This is a genomic window from Oleiphilus sp. HI0125 (genome assembly GCF_001635355.1).
This window is the reverse complement of record NZ_LWGF01001310.1, coordinates 1-4875: the sequence shown is the minus strand read 5'-3', so window position 1 is coordinate 4875 and position 4875 is coordinate 1. Positions and strand designations below refer to the sequence as shown.

General features: G+C 45.9%; 3 protein-coding genes. 2 read left to right on the top strand and 1 reads right to left on the bottom strand.

What is annotated here, in order from left to right; translation table 11 throughout:
• Positions 1 to 85: 85 nt before the first annotated feature.
• Positions 86 to 1972 (bottom strand): MHYT domain-containing protein, encoded by a 1887-nt coding sequence (locus A3762_RS22545; RefSeq protein WP_068757724.1) that lies wholly within the window; start codon positions 1970 to 1972, stop codon positions 86 to 88.
• A gap of 143 nt (positions 1973 to 2115) precedes the next feature.
• On the opposite strand from A3762_RS22545, the gene A3762_RS22540 reads away from it, so the two are divergent.
• Together A3762_RS22540 and A3762_RS22535 are read left to right on the top strand one after the other, a co-directional pair.
• Positions 2116 to 2367: a hypothetical protein gene (locus A3762_RS22540; RefSeq protein WP_068757722.1), complete on the top strand. Its 252-nt coding sequence runs from the start codon at positions 2116 to 2118 to the stop codon at positions 2365 to 2367.
• Positions 2368 to 2490: 123 nt separating this feature from the next.
• Positions 2491 to 4875: VCBS domain-containing protein (locus A3762_RS22535; protein ID WP_197469507.1), on the top strand; the 2385-nt coding region annotated here is incomplete at its 3' end.

Below are 4875 nucleotides of genomic sequence, written 5' to 3'. Positions count from 1 at the left end.
ATGTCGTTCCCTCACCTTCTTTTGATTTGATATCAATCGATCCTCGATGCTTTTCAACAATCACCGAATACACAATATTGAGGCCTTACCCTGTTCCTTTGCCAACAACCTTAGTCGTAAAAAATGGTTCAAAAACTTTTTCTTGGTTTTCTTTTGAAATTCCGCAGCCATTGTCTGTCACTTTTAGCGTTAAGACTTTTCCTTCTGTTTTTGCAGACACGAGGATACGCCCAAGCCCTGCACTGTTTTCTTTTACTCGTCGCTCTTCAATGGCATGCGCTGCATTCACCACTAAATTCAAAATAACCTGATTAAACTCATCGAGAATCAAAGAAATAGGGCCGACATGCGGGTCAACATCCAAGTCTAAATCCGCGACATACTTCCACTCATTTCGGCAAATAGTGATGGTTGATTCCAAGGCTTCTAGCAAATCCACTTGTGAGAATTCACCGTCACTTGCATGTGAAAAAGATTTCATTGCGCGAACGATTTTCGTGACATGGCCTAAGCCTTCTGCCGACTGATCAATCGACTTTGGAATTTCTTCGCGAATAAAGTCGAACTTGGCTTTTTTGAGCATTTTTTCGAGCTCTTGGACTTGTTCCTTGCTGTTGTCATCACAACAATTCGCGACCACTAGCCGATACATCTCAGTCGCCTGCATGACATGCCCAACCGCTTTTTTCAAAAAGCTCATATTGTCGGAGACATATTGGATTGGCGTATTAATCTCGTGTGCGATACCGGCGGCAAGTTGACCGATAGACTCAAGTTTTTGCGCTTGTCTCAGTTGTTGCTCCATCTGCGTCCGTACCGTGATATCGCGAATCATCGAAACGTAATGGATACTCTCATCGAAGTACAAACGCGAAAAAACCGCCTCATAATAACGTGGGCCATCATCGTTGTAGGTCGAAAACTCGAGCGTTAAACCACTGACGCCTTTTGCGAGATTTGAATGCTCCCAGTCTTGGAGCTCTTCGAGACTACCAATCTCAGGCATCAATTGAACGATATGCTTTTGTTCTAAGGGGCTGTGCTGCGCGCCAAAAAGGCGCTGAGCAGACACGTTATATGTCGTAACATTCCCATCACTATCCAAAACGAGCAAGGCATCAGCCAAGGCACTAATAACCGCATTCTCACGCTGTTCCGAAGCCATGGCTGCTTTTTGAGCTTGATCCAACTTCGTGCCGAGCATAAAAACGATGATCAAGGCTGTTAAGAACAGCAAGACATCGACAATCACAATCCAAGATAGCAAAGTGTGTTCGTGATCTGAATGGTCTGGGATGACGATAGAAGGATCGAGATAAAACTCGGTTGCGAGCATAGCGGTATAATGCATCCCCGAGACGGACAAACCGATCAGTACAGAGGCGACAAGTCGTTTTAACGTTGCACTACTCGTCTCATCGTTTTGCCAAACCCTCACATAAAGCGCCAAAAGCGCAAATACGTAAGCCATCACTATCGACAGAACAAACCACGTTGGGTCATAACGAAGAACAAAGTCCTCGTAATGCATGGCTTCCATACCAAGGTAATGCATCGCGCCAATGCCCAAGGCCAAGCATAGAGCCCCGACCTGCATAGAACGCAGATCGAAGCGACGAGCTGCATATAACCTCAGATAAAAGTAAGCACCAATACAAGCGGGTAGAACAGAGATAATTGTGATCACGACGCTCATGTGCATGTGATACGGCAGCTGAAACGCATACATTCCCGTAAAATGCATGGACCAAACACCTAAGCCCATTGTTCCAGAGGCTAGCGCTAGCCAAGCTGCACCCTTGTTATGGCTATGATCTGAGTCGGCATTATCTCGCCACAAACGCTCGATGATCATTAGCATCGCAAACGCTGCTGTTGCCGCAATAATCAACGAGAACAGTACGACTGAATAATCGTAGCTCCCCTCTGTTAGTACAAAACCCTTCTGCGAAAGGTCTTTAAACCGCCACACGCCGCTTTATCCTCAAGCAACAATTTGGCATGAATATAGTCGACAATCTGAGTTTTTCTTGCCTAGACAAAAGACCGCGGCAAGGCCTATTATCGACACAAGCGATATAGCAAAGCTGACGTCATTTATCGGAGCACATTTCTATGGCACGAAAATCACCGTTCGAAACTGCCTATATCAACGATCCTAAAATGGAACGTTGCTTTCAGCGTATTTTTGTTAAACAGAGACGATTTTGTTCACCTGATACTGGCAAACCCGAAGTCAGTAAATTACCGAGTTTTATCCTGATTGAAGGAGGATTTATGATCCTCCATGAAGAGGCTTTTCAAGAAGATCTCAAAGATGCGTGGAAGTCTTATGATCAAAGCGGTGATGATGACGAAAAACCCTAGAATAAACCACAGAATTCAAAAACCATACCTCCCGTATTTTGTTTATTATTTACACAAAAAAGCCGAACTTTAGACTATAGTTATTAGATGTTTTCATAATTGAAACTTAGCTAGGCGGTTCGTGTGGCCGCCGGTTACGGAGGAAATATCTACGTGTTTACCGTTGTATCTATCTCTGGCCCCATTTTTTATGTCGACAAGTTCGGACAGCACGTCCAACTAAGAATCGGAGACAAAGTTTCAGAAGACACTCTTCTAAACAGCCCTGACGGAAATCAGGTAGTGCTTCGTTCCCCTGCTGGCGATACCCTGAGCTTTATCGTCAAAGAGCCGCAACTAGTCAGCCATTTTTCCAACACGCTACCTGATCAATCACCAGATCAATTTGATCCTTCAATCAATTCCTCAGACAGCAGCATTAGCACGAGTATTCGTGCAGACGCCAAAGAATCATCTCAGAAAGTAGATATAGAAAACAAAGAAGACACGAAAAACGCGCAAGCTCAATCAGATGGGCATCACCACGATACACCGGCAGTTGTCGAAAGAACCAACTTAGAGATCGACAACGCTACAGACACATCTGTCTTCTCATCAAGAAGTCTCGCTTCATTCGGCTCCGAACAAGACGATGCCCTAAGCAACACAATCAACACGCAACACAATCAATTACTAGCAAATTCTTCTGTACACCAAGATCTGCCTATTTCAATTACTGGAGTTTTTGATGGTTCAGTAAGCGAAGACAACCAAGTTTCTGCAAGCGGCCAACTTTCAATTGCTGGCGGCCCAGGCTCTTTCGCTTCGCAAAGTTACCAAGGTCAATACGGTACTCTAACTATCGCACCATCAGGTCAATGGGAGTATCGCTTGAATTCTGGTGCAACAAACGTCGATGCACTGACTGACGGACAACTGGTTTCAGAGCACTTCGACATTCACGCACAAAACGCAGGTGGTGTTGATTTTGCACATGGCTTAGATATCGAAATTACTGGCACAAATGATACCGCCCAAATTACCGATGCAAAGGTCGGAGATGTCACAGAAGATTCGCAACTTAACGCGCATGGCCAGTTAACAATTAGCGACAAGGATGCCGGAGAAAATCACTTCAGCGCTGGAGATATTCAAGGCGCTTACGGCACACTCCACCTTAAGCAAGATGGAAGCTGGACATACAGCCTAGACAATCAGCATCCTGATATTCAGGCAATGAACGCGGGCAGCATGATGACAGACACACTCATTGTGCATGCAGCTGATGGCGAGCCTCATCGAATTAATATCCAAATTAACGGCAAAAATGATACAGCCGTCATCGGCGGTACAGACTCAAGCAATGTCACTGAAGAGAGCGTCTTACAAGCACAGGGACAGCTTACTATCCAAGATATCGACACTGGCGAGTCCTACTTTCAAGATGGAGACCTGCAAGGCCAATATGGCACCCTACATCTTCAAAAAGATGGTTCTTGGACCTATGACCTTAATAATCAAAACCCGACGGTACAAGCCCTAGGTCAAGGTAAACAGACTACCGACACCATTACCGTAACATCCGCCGACGGCACTAATCATGAAGTAAGAATCACCGTTCAAGGCACAAATGACTTTGCAGTTGTTACTGACTCAGGCGGCCACGGTGTAAAGGAGGACACTAACGTTCAAGGCAATGATCTTGTTGCGACGGGCCAGCTAGGCGTTACAGACACTGATAGTGGCGAAGCCTTCTTCCAAAAAGAAGCGATCACAGGGCAATATGGCACCTTCGCTATCGATAAAGATGGCAGCTGGCAGTTTACAGCAGACAACACTCAAGCCGCCATTCAGAGCCTTGCAGCCGGACAACACATCACCGACTCTGCGACAGTGACGACCGCCGATGGCACCAAGCACGACATTGTAGTGACCATAACCGGTACCACAGATCATCCACGAATACACATTCATCCTGCCGATGCGATCGGCACAACAATTGAAGATCAAACCCCCTCTTCGAGCGGCACCCTTTCGGCAATAGCGGTTGACCAGACTACTATATTGACCTGGTCACTTGACCACACCTCAGGAAAGTACGGATCAATATCAATCGATCCTCAAACCGGTCAATGGAGCTATGATTTAGGACAAGGGACAAGCAATCAGGCGCAACTTACGCAGGCCTTGCATGAAGGTGAAAAACACATCGAAATGTTTGTGGCGACCGTTACCGATTCACACGGTACAACCAGCACACAGGCTATCATCGTCCATGTTCAAGGCACCAATGATGCTCCAGTTTTAAATACGATTACCGCTCAAACAGCAAGAGAGGGTGATAGCACTAAGACCACAGGTGTGCTTACCGGCTCGGATATTGATACGAATGACCAACTTACCTTTAGTGCACCGAATGTAGATGGTTTTGTACTAAAGCAAGATGGTAGCTATAGCTTCGACCCAAGCCACGGTAGTTATAACCATTTGGCGCAAGGCGATGTACAAACCATCACCATCCCTGTGACA